Origin of the sequence: Vibrio sp. Y2-5 (assembly GCF_014596725.1) — a bacterium.
Taxonomy (GTDB): domain Bacteria; phylum Pseudomonadota; class Gammaproteobacteria; order Enterobacterales; family Vibrionaceae; genus Vibrio.
In genome coordinates this window covers 29,847-50,873 of the sequence record NZ_JACVEG010000014.1, presented here as the reverse complement: position 1 = coordinate 50,873, position 21,027 = coordinate 29,847, and the positions used below count along the sequence as shown (strand labels likewise).

At 44.6% G+C, this 21,027-nt stretch carries 16 protein-coding genes; 8 read left to right on the top strand and 8 right to left on the bottom strand.

All coding sequences use genetic code 11. The features are described 5' to 3' along the window. The first annotated feature begins 26 nt into the window (after nucleotides 1-26). Complete coding sequence (gene ilvD / locus HUO09_RS20715; RefSeq protein ID WP_188235186.1) at nucleotides 27-1,868, top strand: dihydroxy-acid dehydratase; 1,842 nt, start codon at nucleotides 27-29, stop codon at nucleotides 1,866-1,868. A 4-nt stretch (nucleotides 1,869-1,872) separates the two neighbouring features. Further along, nucleotides 1,873-3,405 (top strand): threonine ammonia-lyase, biosynthetic, encoded by a 1,533-nt coding sequence (gene ilvA, locus HUO09_RS20710; RefSeq protein WP_167413515.1) that lies wholly within the window; start codon nucleotides 1,873-1,875, stop codon nucleotides 3,403-3,405. Nucleotides 3,406-3,529: 124 nt separating this feature from the next. Here ilvA and katG read toward each other — a convergent pair whose 3' ends face one another. Continuing rightward, the gene (gene katG / locus HUO09_RS20705; RefSeq protein ID WP_188235185.1) at nucleotides 3,530-5,707 is read right to left on the bottom strand and encodes a catalase/peroxidase HPI; all 2,178 of its coding nucleotides are present in this window, start codon (nucleotides 5,705-5,707) and stop codon (nucleotides 3,530-3,532) included. 538 nt (nucleotides 5,708-6,245) lie between these two features. Between katG and HUO09_RS20700 the strand changes: the two genes are divergently transcribed. After that, nucleotides 6,246-7,226, top strand: a complete 981-nt coding sequence (locus HUO09_RS20700) for an MDR family oxidoreductase (protein WP_167413517.1) — start codon at nucleotides 6,246-6,248, stop codon at nucleotides 7,224-7,226. Nucleotides 7,227-7,263: 37 nt separating this feature from the next. On the opposite strand, the gene HUO09_RS20695 is transcribed toward HUO09_RS20700, so the two are convergent. Both HUO09_RS20695 and HUO09_RS20690 read right to left on the bottom strand, forming a co-directional pair. Continuing rightward, entirely contained in the window at nucleotides 7,264-8,205 is a 942-nt protein-coding gene (locus HUO09_RS20695) for a LysR family transcriptional regulator (protein ID WP_188235184.1), read from the bottom strand. A 126-nt stretch (nucleotides 8,206-8,331) separates the two neighbouring features. Next, nucleotides 8,332-8,517 carry a hypothetical protein gene (locus HUO09_RS20690; protein ID WP_167413519.1) on the bottom strand — a complete coding sequence of 62 codons (186 nt, stop codon included), beginning with the start codon at nucleotides 8,515-8,517 and terminating at the stop codon, nucleotides 8,332-8,334. A gap of 134 nt (nucleotides 8,518-8,651) precedes the next feature. Between HUO09_RS20690 and tusA the strand changes: the two genes are divergently transcribed. Beyond that, nucleotides 8,652-8,915, top strand: coding sequence for a sulfurtransferase TusA (gene tusA / locus HUO09_RS20685; RefSeq protein ID WP_167413520.1), 264 nt, complete (start codon nucleotides 8,652-8,654; stop codon nucleotides 8,913-8,915). Nucleotides 8,916-8,992: 77 nt separating this feature from the next. On the opposite strand, the gene HUO09_RS20680 is transcribed toward tusA, so the two are convergent. Both HUO09_RS20680 and HUO09_RS20675 read right to left on the bottom strand, forming a co-directional pair. After that, complete coding sequence (locus HUO09_RS20680; RefSeq protein WP_167413521.1) at nucleotides 8,993-9,253, bottom strand: hypothetical protein; 261 nt, start codon at nucleotides 9,251-9,253, stop codon at nucleotides 8,993-8,995. Between the two features lie 137 nt (nucleotides 9,254-9,390). Then, on the bottom strand, nucleotides 9,391-9,945 hold the full coding sequence (locus HUO09_RS20675) for a TMEM165/GDT1 family protein (protein WP_188235183.1): 555 nt from the start codon (nucleotides 9,943-9,945) through the stop codon (nucleotides 9,391-9,393). 433 nt (nucleotides 9,946-10,378) lie between these two features. Between HUO09_RS20675 and glyQ the strand changes: the two genes are divergently transcribed. The 3 genes from glyQ (at nucleotide 10,379) to HUO09_RS20660 (ending at nucleotide 14,839) form a co-directional block, all read left to right on the top strand. Next, nucleotides 10,379-11,296 carry a glycine--tRNA ligase subunit alpha gene (glyQ, locus tag HUO09_RS20670; protein WP_167412260.1) on the top strand — a complete coding sequence of 306 codons (918 nt, stop codon included), beginning with the start codon at nucleotides 10,379-10,381 and terminating at the stop codon, nucleotides 11,294-11,296. A 1-nt stretch (nucleotide 11,297) separates the two neighbouring features. Then, nucleotides 11,298-13,379: a glycine--tRNA ligase subunit beta gene (glyS, locus tag HUO09_RS20665; RefSeq protein ID WP_188235182.1), complete on the top strand. Its 2,082-nt coding sequence runs from the start codon at nucleotides 11,298-11,300 to the stop codon at nucleotides 13,377-13,379. Between the two features lie 209 nt (nucleotides 13,380-13,588). Beyond that, nucleotides 13,589-14,839 (top strand): valine--pyruvate transaminase, encoded by a 1,251-nt coding sequence (locus HUO09_RS20660; RefSeq protein ID WP_188235181.1) that lies wholly within the window; start codon nucleotides 13,589-13,591, stop codon nucleotides 14,837-14,839. A gap of 105 nt (nucleotides 14,840-14,944) precedes the next feature. On the opposite strand, the gene HUO09_RS20655 is transcribed toward HUO09_RS20660, so the two are convergent. Then, nucleotides 14,945-15,379: an Hsp20 family protein gene (locus HUO09_RS20655; protein WP_167412263.1), complete on the bottom strand. Its 435-nt coding sequence runs from the start codon at nucleotides 15,377-15,379 to the stop codon at nucleotides 14,945-14,947. Nucleotides 15,380-15,849: 470 nt separating this feature from the next. On the opposite strand from HUO09_RS20655, the gene HUO09_RS20650 reads away from it, so the two are divergent. Beyond that, on the top strand, nucleotides 15,850-17,427 hold the full coding sequence (locus HUO09_RS20650) for an AMP-binding protein (RefSeq protein ID WP_188235180.1): 1,578 nt from the start codon (nucleotides 15,850-15,852) through the stop codon (nucleotides 17,425-17,427). An 80-nt stretch (nucleotides 17,428-17,507) separates the two neighbouring features. On the opposite strand, the gene gyrB is transcribed toward HUO09_RS20650, so the two are convergent. Together gyrB and recF are read right to left on the bottom strand one after the other, a co-directional pair. Next, nucleotides 17,508-19,925, bottom strand: coding sequence for a DNA topoisomerase (ATP-hydrolyzing) subunit B (gene gyrB / locus HUO09_RS20645; RefSeq protein ID WP_188235179.1), 2,418 nt, complete (start codon nucleotides 19,923-19,925; stop codon nucleotides 17,508-17,510). A gap of 19 nt (nucleotides 19,926-19,944) precedes the next feature. After that, nucleotides 19,945-21,024, bottom strand: coding sequence for a DNA replication/repair protein RecF (gene recF, locus HUO09_RS20640; RefSeq protein ID WP_167412266.1), 1,080 nt, complete (start codon nucleotides 21,022-21,024; stop codon nucleotides 19,945-19,947). Nucleotides 21,025-21,027 lie beyond the last annotated feature (3 nt).

Below are 21,027 nucleotides of genomic sequence, written 5' to 3'. Positions count from 1 at the left end.
AAAGAAATAAGGTAAGGAAACACAACATGCCTAAATACCGTTCGGCCACCACAACACATGGACGCAACATGGCTGGAGCACGCGCACTTTGGCGTGCAACTGGCGTCAAAGAAGAAGATTTCGGTAAACCTATTATCGCCGTTGTGAACTCGTTCACTCAGTTCGTTCCTGGTCACGTTCACCTAAAAGATTTAGGTCAATTAGTTGCAGCTGAAATTGAAGCTGCTGGTGGCATCGCTAAAGAATTCAACACCATCGCAGTTGATGATGGTATCGCAATGGGTCACGGCGGCATGCTTTACTCATTGCCTTCTCGTGAACTTATCGCAGACTCCGTAGAATACATGGTGAATGCACACTGTGCGGATGCAATGGTGTGTATTTCTAACTGTGACAAAATCACTCCGGGGATGCTCATGGCGTCAATGCGCCTGAATATTCCGGTGATTTTTGTTTCTGGTGGTCCGATGGAAGCGGGTAAAACCAAGCTTTCTGACCAGATCATCAAGCTAGATCTTGTTGATGCCATGATGCAAGGTGCTGATCCTAAAGTCTCTGACACGCAAAGTGAGCAGATAGAACGTTCTGCATGTCCTACTTGTGGTTCTTGTTCAGGTATGTTCACCGCAAACTCGATGAACTGTCTGACAGAAGCTTTAGGCCTTTCTCAACCAGGCAACGGTTCTATGCTTGCAACGCACGCAGACCGTAAAGAACTCTTCATCAATGCGGGTCGTCGTATTGTTGAACTGACGAAGCGTTACTACGAGCAAGATGATGTCACTGCTCTGCCTCGCAATATTGCAAACAAAGATGCGTTCGAAAACGCAATGGCGTTAGATATCGCAATGGGTGGTTCAACCAACACGGTTCTTCACTTGCTTGCTGCAGCTCAAGAAGGTGAAGTGGACTTCGATATGACCGATATCGACCGCATGTCTCGCTTAATTCCACATCTGTGTAAAGTGGCGCCATCAACTCAGAAATACCACATGGAAGACGTTCACCGCGCTGGTGGCGTAATGGGTATTCTGGGTGAATTAAACCGTGCAGGGTTACTGCATAGTAAAACCAACACGGTTCTTGGTTTAACCATGGAAGAACAACTTAACCAATACGACGTGATGCAAACCAGCTCGGACGCGGTAAAAGACTTTTTCCGTGCAGGTCCTGCGGGTATCCGTACTACTAAAGCTTTCTCTCAAAACTGCCGTTGGGACACGTTGGACATTGACCGTAAAGATGGTTGTATTCGTGAGAAACAATACGCTTTCAGCCAAGACGGTGGCCTAGCTGTACTTAGCGGTAACATCGCATTGGATGGCTGTATCGTTAAAACTGCGGGTGTAGATGAGAGCATCCTTAAGTTCGAAGGCCCAGCGGTGGTATTTGAAAGCCAGGAAGATGCGGTTGAAGGCATTCTTGGTGGCAAAGTGAAATCTGGCGACGTGGTCGTTATCCGTTACGAAGGTCCTAAAGGTGGTCCGGGCATGCAAGAGATGCTTTACCCAACCACTTACCTGAAATCTATGGGGCTTGGTAAAGAGTGTGCGTTATTAACTGACGGCCGTTTCTCAGGTGGTACTTCTGGTCTGTCTATTGGTCACGTTTCTCCTGAAGCGGCGAACGGTGGCACTATCGGTCTGGTAAAAGCAGGCGACACTATCTCAATCGACATTCCAAATCGTACTATTTCTCTACAAGTATCAGAACAAGAGCTGGCAGAGCGTCGCGCTGAACAAGAGAAACGTGGTTGGAAGCCAGTTGATCGTCAACGTGAAGTTTCTTTTGCACTAAAAGCTTATGCCAGCATGGCAACCAGTGCTGACAAAGGTGCGGTGCGAGATAAATCTAAGCTAGAGGGCTAGCTTTATGACCTTAACCCAACAAACTGGCGCAGATTATCTGCGCCAAGTCCTTCGCGCTCCGGTCTATGAAGTGGCAAATGTCACCCCACTTCAAGATATGCCACGTCTGTCTACGCGTATCGGTAACCAAGTGCAGATCAAGCGTGAAGACCGCCAGCCAGTGCACTCGTTTAAACTGCGTGGTGCTTACAATATGGTAGCGAATCTGACTGAAGAGCAAAAAGCGGCAGGTGTTATCGCAGCCTCTGCGGGTAACCATGCTCAAGGTATGGCTTTATCAGGAACGAAGCTAGGTATCAGAACTACCATTGTTATGCCACGTACAACGCCAGACATCAAAGTTGAAGCGGTTCGCAGTTTTGGCGGCAATGTAATTCTGCACGGTAGCAACTTTGACGAAGCGAAAGCAGAAGCGGAACGCCTATCGGTAGAAAACGGTTATACCTTTGTGCCACCTTTTGACCACCCATTGGTCATCGCAGGTCAAGGCACTATCGGTATGGAGATGCTGCAACAAAACGGTCACCTTGATTACATCTTTGTTCCTGTTGGCGGCGGCGGTTTAGCGGCTGGTGTCGCGGTACTGGTTAAACAACTGATGCCGGAAATCAAAGTCATTGCGGTAGAACCTGAAGATTCAGCATGTTTAAAAGCGGCTCTGGATGCTGGTGAACCCGTAGTGCTTGACCAAGTCAGCATGTTTGCAGACGGTGTTGCGGTAAAACGTATTGGTGATGAAACTTTCCGTCTCTGTCAGAAATATCTGGACGGTCATATCACAGTTTCCAGTGATGAAATCTGTGCCGCAGTGAAAGATATCTTTGAAGATACTCGAGCAATTGCAGAACCTTCTGGCGCTTTAGCGCTGGCCGGATTAAAAAGATTCGCCGAGAAAAACCAACTAAAAGATAAAAAACTAGCGACCGTACTTTCTGGTGCTAACACCAACTTCCATGGTTTGCGTTATGTTTCTGAACGTTGTGAATTGGGTGAAAAACGCGAAGGCTTACTTGCGGTCACCATTCCAGAGCAAAAAGGTGCGTTCTTTAAGTTCTGCCAAATTATCGGCAACCGTGCAGTCACTGAGTTTAACTATCGTTATAGCGATGATGAGCTGGCAAACATCTTCGTCGGTGTTCGTCTTGCGGGCGGTCAGGAAGAACTGCAATCGATCATCAAAGAATTGCGTAACTCCGGCTATCCTGTTCAAGATCTCTCTGATGATGAAATGGCGAAACTACACACTCGCTATATGATTGGTGGTAAACCATCAAAGCCATTGAAAGAGCGTTTATACAGCTTCGAATTCCCTGAATATCCGGGCGCACTACTTAAATTCTTAAGTACGCTTGGTACGCATTGGAATATCAGCCTGTTTAATTACCGTAACCACGGCGCTGACTATGGTCGCGTGCTCTGTGGTTTCGAGCTTGAACAAGCGGATTTAGAACGTTTCTCTGCTCATCTGGTTGAGCTGGGCTATCGCTGCAAGGACGAAACCGACAACCCGTCTTACCGTTTCTTCTTAGCGAAATAACCACCTCAATACGAAAGCCATCGAACGTCGATGGCTTTTCTTTTTTGCTTCGTTTTAGTGTTGTCACAAAAAGAAAAGCTCCTACCAGTGGTAAGAGCTTTTACTGAACTTAACGTTTCAATCCTTATTTAATAAGGTCAAAACGGTCAGCGTTCATCACTTTAGTCCAAGCTGCGATAAAGTCTTTTACGAACTTCTCTTGGTTGTCGTCTTGAGCATACACTTCTGCGTAAGAGCGCAAGATAGAGTTTGAACCAAACACTAGATCAGCACGAGTTGCGGTGAACTTCGCCTCGCCAGTCTTACGGTCACAGATGTCGTAAGAATTACGGCCTGTCGGTTTCCAAGTGAATGCCATGTCCGTTAAGTTAACGAAGAAGTCATTGGTCAGTGTACCTACACGGTCAGTAAACACGCCGTGCTTAGTACCACCATGGTTAGTCCCTAGTACACGCATACCACCAATAAGTACTGTCATCTCAGGAGCGGTCAAACCAAGCAGTTGAGCACGGTCAAGTAACATCTCTTCAGGAGTTACTGTGTAGTGCTTCTTCTGCCAGTTACGGAAACCGTCTGCGACAGGTTCAAGCACATCGAATGACTCAGCATCGGTTTGTTCTGCCGTTGCATCACCACGACCCGCAGCAAAAGGCACTGCAAAATCGTAACCTGCGGCTTTAACCGCTTTTTCGATACCGACGTTACCTGCAAGTACAATAGTATCTGCAATGCTAATTGCGAACTCTTGTGCAATCTTCGTCAGTTCAGTAAGCACTCTTGTTAAACGCTCTGGCTCGTTACCTTCCCAAGCGTTTTGTGGCGCAAGGCGAATACGAGCACCGTTCGCACCACCACGTAGGTCTGAATTGCGGAAAGTACGGGCGCTATCCCATGCTGTTGAAACCAACTCAGAAACGGTTAAGTCAGTTGCGGCAATTTTCGCTTTAACTGCATCAACATCGTAACCCGTCACGCCTGCTGGAATTGGGTCTTGCCAAATCAAGTCTTCTGCAGGTACATCTGGACCGACATAGTTTGTTTTCGGGCCTAAATCACGGTGTGTTAGTTTGAACCAAGCACGAGCAAACACTTCGTTAAAGTACGCTGGATCTTGGTGGAAGCGCTCAGAAATCTTACGGTATTCTGGGTCAACTTTAAGTGCCATGTCCGCATCTGTCATCATTGGGTTGTAACGGATGGACGGATCTTCAACATCGACAGGTTTATCTTGTTCTGCGATGTCTACTGGCTCATATTGCCATGCACCTGCAGGGCTCTTCGTTAACTTCCATTCGTGCTCTAAAAGCATTTTGAAGAAGCCGTTGTCCCATTGTGTTGGGTGACTTGTCCAAGCACCTTCGATACCACTGGTCACGGTATCGCGACCGATACCACGAGACTTATGGTTGTTCCAGCCAAGACCTTGCTCTTCAACATCAGCACCTTCTGGATCTGGTCCTAAGTTTTCAGCTTTGCCGTTACCGTGAGCTTTACCCACAGTATGACCACCAGCGGTTAGGGCAACGGTTTCTTCGTCATTCATCGCCATGCGAGCAAACGTCACACGCATGTCAGCCGCAGTTTTTAATGGGTCAGGACTACCATCGACACCTTCTGGATTGACATAAATTAAGCCCATCATTACGGCTGCTAGCGGGTTTTCTAGGTCACGTTCACCTGAATAACGGCTACCTTCACCACCACTCTTCGCTAGCCAATCTTTTTCAGAACCCCAGTAAATGTCTTTTTCTGGGTGCCAGATGTCTTCACGACCGAATGCAAAACCAAAGGTCTTCAACCCCATTGATTCATAAGCGATGGTACCTGCCAGAATCATTAGGTCAGCCCAACTGATTTTGTTGCCGTATTTTCTCTTGATTGGCCATAGCAAACGACGCGCTTTATCTAAGTTTGCGTTATCTGGCCATGAGTTGAGAGGAGCAAAACGCTGGTTGCCGGTAGATGCGCCACCGCGACCATCCGCAGTACGGTAGCTGCCCGCAGAGTGCCATGCCATACGAATCATCAAACCGCCGTAATGACCCCAGTCTGCTGGCCACCACTCTTGGCTGTCTGTCATTAATGCTGTTAAGTCTTTTTTCAAAGCTTCTACATCAAGCTTCTTGAGTTCTTCTCGGTAATTAAAATCTTCACCGAGTGGGTTAGTTTTCTTATCGTGCTGATGAAGGATGTCCAAGTTTAGAGCATTCGGCCACCAAGCCATTACCGAAGAGCCCGTTGATGTCATGCCACCATGCATCACTGGGCATTTTCCTGCTGAGTTGTTATCTTTCTTATCCATTGAGCATGCTCCTTTCAAAGCGAAGTTCTGTCTGTCGTTTTTACACCCAAACCTATTCTCTAAACGCTAATTTTTCTCTATTTCGAAATAGGTTTATGTCTCTTTGTTATTTCAACAACGAGTATATGAGTAGCCTGAAATATGATCACATTCTTTAAACCGATTTAATCAATAAGAAAAATCTATTAAACAACTCCAAACATAAAGAATAGTTGTTAATGATAGTTAGAGCCTGTTTATCTTTTGCGATGATTTTTTCTGCAATTTGGAAGTTCTTTAACCAAGGCATTGCTTATGCCATGTAGTCATTCTCCATAAATAAGCGATAGCTCCGGAGAAAGGACTCACAAAGTAAAAATCAAATATCCCCTTGTCTCAACGACTAAAAAGCTTGGTCTATACTCTGTTTTTACAAAAATACTATTTACAAAGACCATGACTAAAACGCATAGATCTAATGCTAAAGTTTCATTTAATTCATTAGTCTATCAGCGCTAGACTGTTCTTAATAACCCGATAACCTTTGTGGAGAAACAAAATGTTTCAAGCTCTGACTCTAAACCAAGAAGAAAAACAAACAATTGCGACTATTGAACAGCTTGATGAATCACAACTTCCGGAAGGTGAAGTGCTTGTTGCTGTTGATTACTCTTCACTGAACTATAAAGATGGCCTTGCCATTACAGGTAAAGGAAAAATTATCCGCAACTTCCCTATGGTTCCGGGTATTGATCTCGCGGGTAAAGTCATCAGCTCTGAAGACTCTCGCTATAAAGAAGGCGATGCTGTTGTTCTGACTGGCTGGGGTGTGGGAGAGAATCACTGGGGCGGCATGGCAGAAAAAGCTCGCCTTAAAGCAGATTGGTTAGTTCCTCTTCCTCAAGGTTTTTCAGCAAAACAAGCCATGATGATTGGTACTGCTGGCTTCACTGCAATGTTGTGTGTTCAAGCTCTCGTTGATGCTGGAGTAAAACCAGAAAGCGGACCAATTTTGGTGACTGGTGCAAGCGGTGGTGTTGGCTCTGTTGCTGTCACTCTACTGGCACAATTGGGCTATAAAGTTGCTGCTGTTACAGGTCGTGTTGAAACTAACGGTCCATTGCTTGAGAAATTAGGCGCTAGCCAAATTATCGACCGCAATGAGTTTGAAGAACCAGCACGCCCACTAGAGAAGCAAGTTTGGGCGGGTGCCGTTGATACTGTTGGCAGTAAAGTTTTAGCGAAAGTGTTAGCGCAAATGGATTACAACAGTGCTGTTGCTGCATGTGGACTTGCGGGTGGCTTTGACCTTCCAACCACAGTGATGCCATTTATTCTACGTAATGTACGTCTGCAAGGCGTTGATTCAGTAAGCTGCCCATTAGAAAAACGTATCGCTGCATGGGAAAAATTGGCTGAGTTACTACCAGCAAGTTACTTCGAACAAGCGTGTACAGAAATTACGCTTGATCAAGCACCAGAATACGCTGAAAACATCACTAATGGTCAAGTCACTGGCCGTGTTGTGATTAAACTATAAACGTTTGAAAGATAAGGCTCTCCGGAGCCTTATCTTTTTACTCTAACCCCATATCTTCCACACGCTTCGCAATCAACTTTCCACACTCCTCTTTAACAATGCTTCTCAGCCACTCTTGTGCTGGAGAGTGTTCGCACCTCGGATGCCAAATCATTGAGTAGTCAAAAGGGGTGAATTGAAATGGCAATGGCTTAACAACTAAGTCATACCGCTCTGCAACCAGATAAGCTAAATCTGCTGGAACCGTCATAATCAGAGGCATCATATCAATAATGGCTAATGCGGCTTCTAAGTGATAAGCGCGCAACACCATATGGCGAGGAGGACAGTCTTCTAGAGCCTGCTCTATCAGTGCTTTGACTCCATCGCTAATCGCTATCATGGCATGAGGAAACTGCAGATAATCTTGCAAACTCATCGTGCTATTGGCCAAAGGATGCTGTTTGGACAACAAACATAACACCCCCACTCTTCCCAGAATCTCATGTCGCAGCGGTTCTATAGAACGAATAGGACGGCAAATAGCGAGATCTGCACCATCATAAGTGAGCTGATCCATCAGTCGTTCATGCTGAAGAGGCAAAAACTCAAAGGAGACATTCGGCGCCTCTTTATAAATTCGAGGCAGAGCAAATGGCAAAATGGTTTGCATGGCATAGTCGGTAGTTGCAATCGTAAAGGTATGATCACAAGAGGTTGGCTTAAAATCCAAAGGAGAAAGCACCTGACGCAGCGATTCTAAAGGTTCCCCTAGCGATAAATTAATTGCTAAAGCTCTTTCGGTTGGGATAAGGCTTTGCCCTTGGCGGGTAAACAACGGATCAGCTAATAAGATACGCAACCGTCCTAATACTCGACTCATTGCAGACTGGCTTAAACTCAGCCGTTCGGCAGCACGACTTACACTGCGCTCTTCCACCAGAACTCGCAAAGCAATAAGTAGGTTTAAATCCCGACGATAAACATCTTCTAATTCCACAATAACACTCTGGTTTATAACGATACTCTGAGTTTAACCAATAAATAAAAAAAATCCCGCCTTTCAGCGGGGAAGCCCAAGAAAACTGGGGATAGTGTCGGAATATCGTAGAGCATAGTATGACAATTAATGTTTCTGTTCTTCAGATGAGCCTTGCCACAAGTGCATCTCAAGCCAGATTCCACTGATTGAAGCAATCACGCCAACTAAGGGCATGATAGATGGTTCAGCAGGTGTTTTAATAACTAATGAGCAAAATGAGATAAAACACAGAACCGAATAGATGGTCAGTCTATCTAATGCTGTTAACATACAACCTCCAGCTCACTTGTTACCAACTTGTTAATTAAATTAAACCAAATTGTTTCATTTGCCAAGAGTTTATTGAATAATTTTTCTCCAACAGTATTATCTACGCCCTAAATGTGACATCTGTTAGGTTTACTATGAGTTTCAACCCAGAGATCGTCGATAACATAATTGTCGACCAAGTATTGGAAGCTGAAGGATTACGCTGCCCTGAGCCTGTAATGATGGTCAGAAAGACAATTCGTACTATGCAGGATGGTGAAGTGCTGCTGGTAAAAGCAGATGACCCGTCAACAACACGGGATATCCCAAGCTTCTGCCGCTTTATGGATCACCAGTTATTGTCATCAAAAACAGACGAATTGCCGTACCAGTATCTGATTAAAAAAGGTTTGGAATAAAAGCGGGAATGGAAATAATTAAGGCTGCCACAGCATCAATTTCGGATAATAAATTGATGTCGTGGCAGCCTTTTTGTTTAGTCTTGATTTTCTACAGAGCGTAACTCTGCTTGCAGTTTGTTGACTTGTTTTTGTAACGCTCGAATTTCGTTATGCAGTGGAATGATGTGAGATACCCGAATCCAAGACTCAACGCTTAAACCCGCCATAATGATTGCACCAGCAACCATGGGTAACCACATTTCCGTTAAAGACATTCCAAGTAACGTTAAAGCAAAGCCAAACGTAAACAAATAAGCCTGACTCTTAACGCTCATTCCCATGTATCGTGACAACATAAACGAGCCCTCTTTTTAGAAAACCATCGCCTATTACATTAGCATGACAAGCGTGACACAAATATGTCAGCCCGCGCATTATTGGTTGTTATTTAAACAATATTTGCAACCAAAAATGACAGACTGACATGTGCGATTTATAAGAAAGCCGTGCCCGCCGCTAACGCCAAGAACAACAAAGCAGTGACTTTTCGAATGATACCTAAAGGAAGTTTGTCAGCAGACAATTTGCCAATCAGAACAACCGGAACGTTCGCCAGCAGCATACCAATCGTTGTACCCAAAACCACCATGGTTAATGCATCAGCAAATTGGGCACCAAGAATAGAAGTCGCAATCTGAGTTTTGTCACCAATCTCAGCAACAAAGAACGCGATAAAGCTGGCAATAAAAGGTCCGCGATTCGAGATTTCTTCGTCATCATCTAGTTTATCTGGAATCAACACCCAGCCAGCCATAGCTAAGAAACTGACAACAACCACCCATTTAAGGATTTCCGGAGATAAATAATCGGCAACCACAACACCTAACCAAGCAGCTAATGCGTGATTAACAACGGTTGCAAGGAAAATAGCAGCAATAATTGGTACCGGTTTACGGTAACGGCTGGCTAACAGAAGAGATAGTAACTGGGTTTTGTCACCAATTTCGGCTAAGGCGACAGTTGTAATTGAAATAGCTAAAACGCTCACGACCTACTCATTAGGGTAGGGATTATTATATAAACCATAGACAAACCCCACGCCCTACCCAAGTTCGCGGTGTTTGTCTAAGGTCTTGCTAAACTCGAAGGGCTTCGAGTCTCGGACGCCATGGTGATTTTGCACCAATTATGTTGACGAACGAATCGGTACTGTTTGCCACAGCGCCCGATAAGCTACTCCCCAAAGACAGGCCGAATTCTATATAGCATTACTATTGATCTCAACCTTAAATTAACCAAACATCTCTATTTAAGCCTTTCTCTTTTTAAACAAGAACGACGAGTAAACGACAAAAACTCTCCCAAAAGAAAGTTTAAGCTAATAATTAAGCAATATTGGCACTACTTTGTCAGGGAATAACTGGGTATACTTGATCGTTATTTTTTATCAATTCAGACAGAAGAATCGCGCGAACCTGACTATGCAAAAATACGATATCAAAACCTTTCAGGGTATGATCCTCGCGCTGCAGGATTATTGGGCCCAACAAGGCTGTACCATTGTTCAACCATTAGATATGGAAGTGGGCGCAGGTACGTCTCACCCAATGACGTGCTTACGAGCTCTTGGCCCAGAGCCAATCGCTACAGCGTATGTTCAACCTTCACGCCGTCCAACTGATGGTCGTTACGGTGAAAACCCTAACCGTCTTCAGCACTACTACCAGTTCCAGGTAATCATTAAACCGTCACCAGATAACATTCAGGAGCTTTACCTAGGCTCTTTGGAAACGCTGGGTATTGACCCACAAGTCCACGATATTCGTTTCGTGGAAGATAACTGGGAAAACCCAACACTAGGTGCATGGGGTTTAGGCTGGGAAGTTTGGCTAAACGGTATGGAAGTGACTCAGTTCACTTACTTCCAACAAGTTGGTGGTCTAGAGTGTAAGCCTGTTACCGGTGAGATCACTTACGGTATCGAACGTCTAGCGATGTATATTCAGGGCGTGGATTCTGTGTATGACTTGGTATGGACAGATGGCCCACTAGGCAAAGTAACCTATGGTGACATTTTCCATCAAAACGAAGTTGAGCAATCCACTTACAACTTCGAACACGCAGATGTGGATTTCCTATTCACCTTCTTCGACCAGTGCGAAAAAGAGTGTAAACACCTGCTTGAGCTTGAAAAGCCTCTTCCGCTACCAGCTTACGAACGTATTTTGAAAGCTGGTCACGCGTTCAACCTACTGGATGCGCGTAAAGCTATCTCAGTAACGGAACGTCAGCGTTACATCCTACGTATTCGTAACCTAACGAAATCGGTTGCAGAAGCGTACTACGCATCTCGTGAAGCTTTGGGCTTCCCTATGTGTAAAAAGGGTGAGGACAAATAAGATGGCAAAAGAATTTCTAATTGAATTAGGTACTGAAGAGCTACCACCAACGCAGCTTCGTACATTAGCAGAAGCTTTTGCAGCGAACTTCGAAGCAGAACTAAAAGCCGCTGACCTTGCTCATGACGGTATTAAGTGGTTTGCAACTCCACGTCGTTTGGCTCTTAAAGTCGCTAACCTTGCTGAAGGCCAAGCGGATAAAGTGGTTGAAAAACGTGGTCCTGCAATTTCGGTTGCTTTTGATGCAGACGGTAATCCTACCAAAGCAGCTCAAGGCTGGGCTCGTGGTAATGGCATCACGGTTGAACAAGCCGATCGCCTGAAGACAGATCAAGGTGAATGGCTGCTTTACAAACAAGAAGTGAAAGGCCAAGAAGCAAAAGCTGTGGTTATTGAACTCGCGGCAAAAGCACTGGCTAACCTGCCTATCGCGAAACCAATGCGTTGGGGTGATAAAGAAACGCAATTTATCCGCCCAGTTAAAACGCTAACCATTCTGTTCGGTGATGAACTTATCGAAGGTGAAATCCTTGGTGTAAGTTCTTCTCGTACTATCCGTGGTCACCGTTTCATGGGTGAAGCAGAGTTCACTATCGATTCTGCATCTCAATACCCGGCGATTCTGGAAGAGCGCGGTAAAGTCATCGCTGATTACGATGCTCGTAAAGCCACCATCATTGCTGATGCTCAAAAAGCAGCACAAGAAGTTGGCGGCGTTGCAGACCTAGAAGACGACCTTGTAGAAGAAGTGACTTCACTGGTTGAATGGCCTGTTGTGCTTACGGCTAAGTTTGAAGAAAAGTTCCTTAAAGTACCTTCAGAAGCTTTGGTTTACACCATGAAAGGCGACCAGAAGTACTTCCCAGTGTATGACGCAGATAAGAAACTGCTACCTAACTTTATCTTCGTATCAAACATCGAGTCTAAAGAGCCTCGCCATGTTATTGAAGGTAACGAGAAAGTAGTTCGTCCACGTCTTGCTGATGCAGAGTTCTTCTTCAACACTGACCTGAAGAGCAAACTGGTTGATCGTCTTCCTCAGCTAGAAACGGCAATCTTCCAGCAAAAACTGGGCACCATCAAAGACAAAACAGATCGTATTACAGAGCTTGCAGGCTACATTGCTGAGCAAATCGGTGCGGATGTTGAGAAGTCAAAACGTGCGGGTCTGCTAGCGAAGTGTGACCTAATGACATCAATGGTATTCGAGTTTACCGATACTCAAGGTGTTATGGGCATGCACTACGCGCGCCACGACGGTGAAGCAGAAGAAGTGGCAGTGGCACTAAACGAGCAGTACATGCCTCGTTTTGCCGGTGACAGCCTACCAACCAATGGTGTTTCTGCAGCCGTTGCTATGGCAGATAAACTGGACACTATCGTGGGTATCTTCGGTATTGGCCAAGCACCAAAAGGCAGTGACCCATTTGCACTACGCCGCGCATCATTGGGTGTTCTGCGTATCATCGTCGAATACGGTTACAACTTAGACTTAGTAGACCTTGTCGCGAAAGCGAAATCACTGTTTGCCCAAGCAGATGGTAGTAGCCGTCTAACTAACGATAACGTTGAACAAGACGTGATTGAGTTTATGCTAGGTCGTTTCCGTGCATGGTACCAAGATGAAGGTTTCAGCGTAGACATCATCCAAGCGGTGCTGGCTCGCCGTCCAACTAAACCTGCAGACTTTGACCAACGTGTTAAAGCCGTTTCTCACTTCCGTGAATTGGATGCAGCTGAATCACTGGCAGCAGCAAACAAACGTGTGGGTAACATTCTGGCTAAATTCGAAGGCGAACTGTCAACTGAGATTGAACTGTCCCTTCTTCAGGAAGATGCAGAGAAAGCTCTGGCTGAAAACGTTGAAGTGCTAACTGAAGCGTTAGAACCTGCATTTGCAACGGGTAACTACCAACAAGCATTGAGCCAACTTGCTGCGCTACGTGAGCCAGTAGATGCGTTCTTTGATAACGTTATGGTAATGGCAGATGATGAAGCGCTGAAGAAAAACCGCTTAACACTGCTTAACAACCTACGTAACTTGTTCCTGCAAATTGCGGATATCTCATTACTGCAAAAGTAATCGAGTCGCTCAGTTTAAAACACTGAGCTTATCGCACTAAAGCTTGAAAAAGCGGCCTGACTCCTCCGAGTTGCGCCGCTTTTTTTACATCGTAAGAAATAGTGCTTTGCCTCACAAAAGCATTACGGTATGTTCAGGAACTATTCTAAACGGCTGAGAATCTATCCGCCGAAAATCCTCAAATAAACATAACCACCAGGTAGTCAGTAATGCAGTTTTCAACTTTTGGCGAGAAATTTAATCGATATTCTGGAATAACCCAATTAATGGATGATTTGAATGATGGTTTACGCACACCGGGTGCCATCATGCTTGGTGGAGGTAACCCAGCCGCCATTCCTGAAATGCTCGATTATTTCCGACTGACAACCGAAGAAATGCTGGCCGATGGCTCTTTACTGGCTGGAATGACCAACTACGATGGCCCTCAAGGTAAAGATGTTTTTATCAGCGCGTTAGCAAAACTGCTGCGTGATACCTATGGCTGGGACATTTCAGAAAAGAACATCAGCTTAACCAACGGCAGTCAAAGTGGTTTCTTCTATCTGTTCAACCTGTTTGCCGGTAAACAGCCAGACGGCAGATTTAAGAAGATTTTATTGCCTCTGGCACCGGAATACATTGGTTACGGTGATGCTGGTATTGACGAAGATATTTTCGTTTCATACCACCCAGAAATTGAGTTACTCGATAACGGTTTGTTCAAATACCATGTGGATTTCGAGCAGCTAAAAATTGATGATTCGGTGGCAGCAATCTGCGCCTCTCGCCCAACGAACCCAACAGGTAACGTATTAACCGAAGAAGAGATTCACAAACTCGACCAATTGGCACGTGAGAACAATATTCCACTACTTGTGGATAACGCTTATGGCGTGCCGTTTCCAAACATCATTTTTGAAGATGTGGAACCATTCTGGAATGAAAACACCATTCTTTGCATGAGCTTGTCAAAACTCGGTCTACCGGGCGTACGCTGCGGTATCGTAATTGCCAATGAACAAGTCACTGAAGCTCTAAGCAACATGAACGGCATCATTAGCTTAGCACCAGGCAGTATCGGTCCAGCTTTGGCACACCGCATCATTGAAAAAAACGACTTATTGCGTCTGAGTGAAGAGGTCATTAGACCTTTCTACAAACAAAAATCTCAGCGTGCAGTCGAACTTCTGCAGCAAGCTATCGATGATAAGCGATTCCGAATTCATAAACCTGAAGGCGCCATTTTCCTTTGGCTGTGGTTTGATGAACTGCCAATCACTACCATGGAGCTATACAAACGCCTGAAAGATCGCGGTGTTCTGATTGTTCCGGGTGAGTATTTCTTTATTGGTCAGAAGGAAGATTGGGCTCACGCTCATCAATGTCTACGCATGAACTACGTTCAGGATGATGAAGCAATGCAAAAAGGCATTGCAGTGATTGCTGAAGAAGTGAAGAAAGCGTATTTAGAAGGCTAATCTTGTTACTTCTCGTCTAAGTAACTAAAGCCTAGAAAACTAAGCCTAAGAAACGAAAAAGCCCGCTTACTCGCGGGCTTTCTGCTATTCGTTCTCTACTAACGATTAATTCTCTAGTAGATGTTTGCCGTTAATGGCAATTTTACGTGGCTGCATGGCTTCTGGCGTTTCTCTTTCCAGATCAATATGTAGCAAGCCATTTTCCATCGTTGCGCCAATCACTTTTACGTAGTCCGCTAGTTGGAACTTACGTTCGAAATCACGCTCGGCTATACCCTGATAAACGTATTTTTTTTCTTCTGTTGGTTTACGTTCACCACGCACAATTAAGGTGTTTTCTTGTTGAGTGATATCTAGCTCTTCGTCAGCAAATCCAGCGACCGCCATAGTGATGCGGAACTTGTTCTCTTCTTGCTGCTCGATGTTGTATGGAGGAAAGCCGCCTTGGCTATTTTTGGCTGCGTTTGCTTCCATCATGTTTAGAAGACGATCAAAACCAATTGCGTTGCGGTATAGAGGAGTAAAATCTACAGTTCTCATAATAAGTATCCTTCTGTGAAGCAATATTTTTAAATGATGCATTGATTAGATGCTAAATAATGAAGCGGACTCTCCTTTTGGACGAGTCAGTGGAAACCCACCAGCTGCGGCATTTCCTGCTTCATAATTAGATATAAGGTCACCTTTTACTCTTTCAAGTCTCACTTAAATAATTTTTTGTTTTTATAAAAGCTACCCATTTGGCATCTGATTGCATAAAAAATGATAAAAGTATCAAGAGTATTGAATACCTATCACAAATTAGCTCCAATCCGCACAATATACCGTTCAAGACTATAGCCAAAAAAATTGGCTCAGTTAGACTCGCTTATTGTTAATACAATGTTAAAAGAGAGTTAGGTCGACATTCTCCCTCAATTGTATATCTAATAAGCCTGATAACGGTGCTAAACCTAAGATAGAACTCCTACACCGTATCTGCCGTCATGCATAAAAGGAACGAATAGAACATGATCAAAGATGCCTACCACTACACAAATAAATTCAATAACCTAGCGCAATTACTTGAAGATGGATTTTCTCGTTATAGCGATAAGCCTGCATTTCATTGTTTAGGGCAAACATTGACTTATGAGGATATTGAACAAAAATCTCGCTACTTAGCACAATGGCTGCGCCATGAATGCGGGTTAGAGGCGGGTGACCGAATTGCAATTCAGCTACCAAACTTAACTCAGTACCCTATTGCAGCCTATGCAGCACTCCGAGCAGGACTGATTATTGTTAATACCAATCCTCTCTACACCTCAAGAGAGATGAAACATCAGTTTAGTGATTCCGGCGTAAAAGCACTGATCATTCTGGAAGACTTAGTACCAAAATACCAAGCAATAGAATCTGAGCTGAATATTAAACATGTGATCGTTACTGCAGCCCCAGATCTGTTAATCCAGCAAGAACAAGATCGCGGTAACTATAGTGACTTTAATAGCGCCATATCCGCAGGTAAACATCTACCAGCAGTAGCTGAGAACAGTGCGATTGCCGATGATATTGCTGTTATCCAATACACGGGTGGCACAACAGGTGTGTCTAAAGGTGCCTGTCTCACACATAGCAACCTAATGTCCAATGCTGCCCAGATGAATATTCGTCTGGCACAGAAGATGATTGAAGGCGAAGACAGTTTTGTCTGCCCGCTACCGCTTTATCATATCTATGCTTTTACCGTGAACATGATCAGCCTGTTCAGTATTGGGGTTCAAAATATCCTGATCCCTAATCCACGTGATATGGATGGATTTGTGAACACACTGAAAAACGTTCGTTTTTCTGGATTATCCGGTATCAATACTCTGTTTATGGGACTTTACCAACACCCAGAGATTTCATCTGTCGATTTTAGTCACCTAAAAGTAACACTTTCCGGTGGTTCGATGCTGACCAGCAAAGCATTTCATGTCTGGTACCAAACAACGGGATGCACCATCACTGAAGGTTGGGGGTTATCAGAAACTTCACCTGTGATTACCCTCAACGAGTTTGGAAAAGAACAGGTTGGTTGTGTCGGTATTCCATTGGTTGAAACTGAAGTCCAAGTTTGGGACATCAATAATAAGCCTGTCGCCCAAGGTGAAGTTGGTGAGCTTGTGGTGAAAGGGCCGCAAGTCATGCCAGGCTACTGGCAACGCCCAGATGAAACCAACAACTCGATTATTAATGGTTTCTTTAAAACTGGTGATGTGGGGCTGATTAAAACCGATGGCCAAGTACAAATTGTGGATCGTCTTAAAGATATGATTATTGTCTCTGGCTTCAATGTTTATCCAAACGAAGTAGAAGATATTCTATGTAGCCACCAGCACATTTTTGAAGCTGCGGTAGTCGGCGATCATGACGAGCATACTGGTGAGTTAGTGCACGCTCATGTCGCAACACTTGAGCCATTAGACGAAGGCGATATTATCCACTTCTGTCGCCAACACCTCACTAACTATAAGGTGCCAAAGCGGATTACTTTCCATGAACAGCTTCCGAAATCGGCGGTTGGAAAAGTACTGCGTCGCGAGTTACGCAATACTCAATAGGCAAAGGTCAAAACAACAAGCATAAAAAAGGCGCACTCTAAAGTGCGCCTTTTTGTTATTTCGACTAACTCTTGCGTGAACTACACGTCTAGGTTAGCTACTTTCAGAGCGTTGTTCTCGATGAACGCACGACGAGGTTCAACTTGGTCACCCATCAGTGTGGTAAACAGCTCATCAGCACCTACCGCATCTTCAATGGTTACTTGCATCATACGACGAGTTTCTGGGTCCATAGTGGTTTCCCAAAGCTGATCTGGGTTCATCTCACCAAGACCTTTGTATCGTTGCAGAGAAAGACCACGACGAGACTCTTTAATCAGCCAGTCTAGTGCAGCAGAGAAGCTGTCTACTGGTTGAGTACGCTCACCACGCTTGATGAAAGCACCCTCTTCAATCAAGCCACTTAGAGCTTCTGAAGTGTCAGCCAGTTTGCCGTACTCTCTTGAGTTAAGCAGGTCAATACTGATCAAGTATTCGTAAGTCACACCGTGAGTACGAACTACAATCTTCGGTGAATAAATGTTTTGCTCTGCGTTGTGTTCAACTTGGTAGCTGTATTGGCTTGCACCTGACTCTTTCGCATTCAATTGCTCAACCAGCACTTTTGTCCATGCATCCACTGCTGCTTGGTCTTGGCATTGTTCTGCACTCAAACGAGGAACATACATAAACTCTTGAACCATAGAGTATGGGTAACGACGACTCATACGACCAATCAACTTAATCGCTGCATTGTACTGGTGTACAAGCTGCTCAAGAGGAGCACCTGCTAATGCTGGAGCATCCGCGTTTACATGCAGTGCTGCACCGTCTAAAGCTAAAGAAACTTGGTATTGTTCCATCGCATCTTCATCTTTGATGTATTGCTCTTGTTTACCTTTCTTCACTTTGTAAAGTGGTGGCTGTGCAATGTAGATGTAGCCGCGCTCGATAAGCTCAGGCATTTGACGGTAGAAGAAGGTCAACAGTAGCGTACGAATGTGCGAACCATCGACGTCCGCATCGGTCATGATGATGATATTGTGGTAACGCAGTTTATCTGGGTTGTACTCATCGCGACCGATACCACAACCTAATGCAGTAATCAGTGTTGCCACTTCCTGAGAAGAGAGCATTTTATCAAAACGTGCTTTTTCAACGTTTAGAATCTTACCTTTCAGCGGAAGAATTGCTTGGTTCTTACGGTTACGTCCCTGCTTGGCTGAACCGCCAGCAGAGTCCCCTTCCACAATGTATAGTTCAGACAGTGCAGGATCTTTTTCCTGACAGTCCGCAAGTTTACCTGGAAGACCAGCAAGGTCTAGCGCGCCTTTACGACGAGTCATCTCACGAGCTTTACGCGCAGCTTCACGAGCACGTGCCGCATCAATAATTTTGCTACAAACCATTTTCGCTTCAGAAGGATGCTCAGCTAGGAACTCGTTAAGTTTCTCGCCCATTGCAGATTCAACTGCAGATTTCACTTCAGAAGAAACCAGTTTGTCTTTGGTTTGGCTTGAGAATTTTGGATCTGGAACTTTAACCGAAACAACCGCAGTCAAACCTTCACGAGCATCGTCACCAGACGTCGCTGTTTTGGCTTTCTTGCTGTAGCCTTCTTTATCCATGTAAGTGTTTAACGTACGAGTTAACGCAGCACGGAAACCGGCTAAGTGAGTACCACCATCACGCTGTGGGATATTGTTAGTAAAGCAGTAAATACCTTCTTGGAAACCGTCGTTCCACTGCATCGCCACTTCAACGCTAATACCATCTTCACGCTCAGCGTTAAAATGGAACACTTTCTCATGAATCGGTGTTTTATTGCGGTTTAGGTGAGTAACAAACGCTTGGATACCACCTTCATACATAAAGTGGTCTTGTTTGTCTTCTTCACGCTCATCAATCAGTTTGATTGATACACCTGAGTTTAGGAATGAAAGCTCACGTAGACGTTTCGCAAGAATGTCGTAATGGAATTCGATATTGGTAAAGGTATCAGCGCTTGGCCAGAAACGAACCGTCGTACCTGTTTTTTCAGTATCACCAACAACGCATAGTGGCTCTTGAGGCACACCGTGGCGATAGGTTTGAGTATGGATGTGACCACCGCGGTAAATAGTCAGAAGCACTTTTTCCGATAGTGCGTTAACCACTGACACACCTACACCATGTAGACCACCTGATACTTTGTAAGAGTTATCATCGAACTTACCACCAGCGTGTAGTACTGTCATGATAACTTCTGCCGCAGAAACATTCTCTTCTTCATGCATTTCAGTTGGAATACCACGACCGTCATCGCTAACCGATACTGAGTTATCTTCGTGAATAGTAACGATGATGTCTTTACAGTGACCTGCTAACGCTTCATCTATTGAGTTATCCACCACCTCAAAAACCATGTGGTGTAGACCGGTGCCATCATCAGTGTCCCCGATGTACATACCTGGACGTTTACGTACAGCGTCCAGACCCTTTAGTACCTTAATACTCGATGAATCGTAATTATTCGACATGAGTTACTCTCTGACTAAATTATCCTTGCTCTATTGTGCCATGTTCCACATGAAACATCTTGCTGTTTGGCTCGACCATGTCGGCAACTTGGCTTTGTGTAATAGAACTTACAAAAACTTGAGCCTGCGTCGCCTTCAAGCAGTCTGCAAGACGCTTACGACGCTGGCTATCGAGTTCGGAAGCAAAGTCATCAATTAAGTAGATGCATTGCTTCCCGGTCAACTCAGTTAAGTGTTGGCCCTGTGCGACACGTAGTGCACACACCATTAATTTCAGTTGCCCCCGTGAAAGCACATCTTCCACCGGAGTACCGTTAACTTTTATCTTCAAATCAGCTTTATTCGGACCACTGAAGGTGTAGCCAAGCTGTTGATCGCGTTCGAAGTTCTTTTCTAATATTTGCTGGTATGGGGTCTCTTTATCCCAACCGCGGTAGTACTTTACCGTAATATCAAACTCGGGTAAAAACGTGCGACATAACTCTTCTGCGACAACTTTCATTTGTTCGACGTAAGTTCGGCGCCATTGGTCAATATTTTCAGCCAATAAAGCCAATTCTTGATCCCAATAACTCAGCTCACGATAGCTGGTCGCTGTTTTGAGTAATGCATTACGTTGTTTACTTAAACGCTTAAATCTTCCCCATGCTTCATAAAATGCAGGTTCAGAATGAAACACACCCCAATCAATAAATGATCGACGTTGTTTCGGTCCATCCGTTAATAAATCAAAGCCTTCAGGATGAATCAACTGCAATGGTAAAACTTGTGCCAACTGTGCCAATTTTTGCCCAGATTGACCGCCTATTTTAACCTCAGTTGAACCGTCACGCTGCTTATTAATACCAATAGGTAACTCAAATTGATCCGAGGTCAAAAAACGCCCGTGAACAAACAGTTCAGAACACTCATTTTGAATCACTCTACCCGTGAGCGAACTTTTAAAAGAGCGACCATGTCCGAGCAAATATATCGCTTCTAAGACACTGGTTTTGCCACTTCCATTGACACCAATAAGAAAGTTAAAGCCTGATGATAATGAAATATCACAGGCTTTAATATTACGAAATTGCTGAATAACCAGACGGGTTAGCGGCATAGC